A 2,516-nucleotide genomic window follows, 5' to 3' on the forward strand; every position below is an offset into this window, starting at 1 on the left:
GGAAGTTTTCTCCAATACACTGCCTTCTATATTTGTTATCATTCCCTCTCCTCGCAGCATGGTCTTTGGCAACGAACTTTTTGACAACAACCTCGCCAAGCATATTGGTGCTTTCCTTAAGTTTTAAGGTGACGGTAGTTTGCCCCGTATAATTTATATATTGTGTTTCATAACCGATGAGAGAAACTTGAATGATATTGCCAGTTTTTATATCTTCAAGCATGAAAGTTCCATCTTCCTTGCTAACCGTTCCTTTAACGAAAGAAGAGTCTGCTTGTAACAGTTCCACAACATTGGCAAATGAAATTGGCATACCTTTTGTGTCTGTCACAACCCCTTGAATGTTCTGTGCCATCAGCATTGGGCATAACCCTAAGAACATTATTAGTAATTCAAAATACTTTCTCATATTATTCTACTTTATCTATAAGACAATTATCAGGCTTGGCAAAAAGTCCTAATTTCTGAGAATAAGACTTTATCCTACAGTTTCTCATGCTACAAAAGCTATGTAACTTGCATGAATTACAAGTGTCTATTTGCGAAATTGTTATACCACCTCGCATCAATTGCCACGCCGATTCTTTCTCCCAAATGTCTTGCAAAGTTTCTGTCTTTAAATCTCCTATCTTCAGAAAAGGAAGATTAAAGGCATAAACGCATGGATATACACAACCATCGGAACTTATAGCGACACGTTTTGTCCCTGCTGCACAAAAGACCTTTTCATCCTTACTATAGCCATCTATGTTTTCTTTATATGAGAGATTAGGAAAGTCTATTGTAATTCTATCAGAGTAGTTGGTTTGAAGTTGAGTAATCTTTTTGCGCATTAGACTTTCTTCTTTTGGGCTCAAAAGTAAAAAATCGTTTGAAAACGCCCTTCCTTCTGGCTCTACTAAATTAATAGACAAATGATGTACGCCCTTGTTTATTAAAAAAAGTATCAACTCTTCCAAATGCTCCTTGTTGTGGGCATTTACAACATGTGCAATATTGAGGTTTACACCATTCTTCACCATTAGATCAATTGTATGGACTATATGCTCAAATGTATTTTTCCCTCTAAGGAACTCATGTTGTTCTGCTGTACATCCATCCAACGAAATTGTTACAGATACATTTTTCTTCTTGAAAATATCCAAATTTTTCTCAGAAATCAGCATACCATTAGTAAGAATAGAAAAACTCATACGTAAATCTGTTACTTTTCTTAGCAACTGTTCGAAATGAGGATACATCATAGGCTCCCCACCACTAATAATGACATTATAAATATTGGCTTTTTCTAATTCTATGAAGATTTTTTCCCATTCATGCGTAGACAAGTGAGTTCTTTTATCACTATGTAATTCTGATGACTGAAAACAATGCTTACATTTTAAATTACAATTGTGTGTCAATAGAAGTTCAACATCCATAGGTGAGGATGTTATAGGAATTTGCTCAATAGCATGAATGTTCGAAAAACGATTCGTTGAATGATATGAGATTTTACTTTGGACAAACAGCTGCTTGAACCCAAACTCTTTTTCTATTTGACTAACATTGTCCCATTTCAAGTTTACGCCTTGTTCTGCAAGACTATTTTTCACATCTTCGTATGCTCTGGCATTTGTGTAGAAGAGATGCAAAAGTGTATAAAGCGAAGCTGTTAATCTTGCTAATTTTCGTGTTTCAATGTTGTACAAGGCATATGAGTTACCATAATATTCATCATGCCTCATTATCCATTTATTTGATATTGTGTACAAAGCTCTATTGTCCATATTTATTACTTTTGATAAAATGGTCAAGAGAATTAAAATAAACTCTCTTGACCATAAAACTATTGAATGCAAGTGTATCCGTTAACTACCTTATGGCTTCAACGTAGTGTCGGTAGTTGTTGTTGAAGTCGTTGGCTTAGAAGGAGAAGTTGTTCCTCCGTTATTTGTTGTGTTACAACAATTGTTTACACCTTGTACTCCAAGTGCATAAACTGTGACATCCTCGATGCCAAAGCCCCCTCGCATCAAAGCGAGCTCTTCTTTAGAAAGAAGTTCTTTTCCTTTGTCCATAATTTTCTGTTTTAAAATTAAATGAATATCCGCGATCATCCAAATTAGCAAAGTTTATACAGCCTGGACAATCCTTGGTATAAAAATTGCGGGCTTATGTTTGACTATTGGAAAGGAATGATTATGAATTTGACTGATTTCTATGAAGTTTATCCTAACGAGGAAGCTTGCGAGCATGCTCTTAAGGAATTTCGTGAATGCCATACTCTTTATTGTCCGGAATGTGGCGGTTTGCACCTCAGTTGGAATCCGAGCCATAAGTCTTGGACATGTATGGATTGCGGTCATGAGGTTACCCTCCGTTCTGGCACAGTGATGCAAGGCAGTAAACTGCCAATTTTCGATTGGTTCGTGGCAATGTTTCTGATAGTAAGTACGAAGTGGGCCATATCCGCCTTGGAGGTACAGCGCCAGCTTGGAAGGAAACGCTACCAACCCATGTGGGAAATGATGATG

Annotated in this window: 4 protein-coding genes; 1 reads left to right on the forward strand and 3 read right to left on the reverse strand. The window is 36.7% G+C overall.

All coding sequences use genetic code 11. The features are described from left to right. The 3 genes from PREMU_RS05650 to PREMU_RS05660 all read right to left on the reverse strand — a co-directional run. The coding region (locus PREMU_RS05650) for a carboxypeptidase-like regulatory domain-containing protein (protein ID WP_040558038.1) at positions 1-409 on the reverse strand (409 nt) is incomplete at its 3' end. Between the two features lies 1 nt (position 410). Further along, positions 411-1,769, reverse strand: coding sequence for a radical SAM/SPASM domain-containing protein (locus tag PREMU_RS05655; protein ID WP_040558039.1), 1,359 nt, complete (start codon positions 1,767-1,769; stop codon positions 411-413). A gap of 90 nt (positions 1,770-1,859) precedes the next feature. After that, positions 1,860-2,060, reverse strand: a complete 201-nt coding sequence (locus tag PREMU_RS05660; RefSeq protein WP_156803969.1) for a hypothetical protein — start codon at positions 2,058-2,060, stop codon at positions 1,860-1,862. 123 nt (positions 2,061-2,183) lie between these two features. Here PREMU_RS05660 and PREMU_RS05665 point away from each other — a divergent pair. Continuing rightward, positions 2,184-2,516: hypothetical protein (locus PREMU_RS05665; protein ID WP_007573800.1), on the forward strand; the 333-nt coding region annotated here is incomplete at its 3' end.

It is taken from the genome of Hallella multisaccharivorax DSM 17128 (assembly GCF_000218235.1).
GTDB lineage: Bacteria > Bacteroidota > Bacteroidia > Bacteroidales > Bacteroidaceae > Prevotella > Prevotella multisaccharivorax.

What these genes read in the sequence shown, in the direction of transcription:
- PREMU_RS05660 (WP_156803969.1), bottom strand. Translation starts at nt 2,060, where the DNA reads ATGGACAAAGGAAAAGAACTTCTTTCTAAAGAAGAGCTCGCTTTGATG.
- PREMU_RS05655 (WP_040558039.1), bottom strand. Translation starts at nt 1,769, where the DNA reads ATGGACAATAGAGCTTTGTACACAATATCAAATAAATGGATAATGAGG.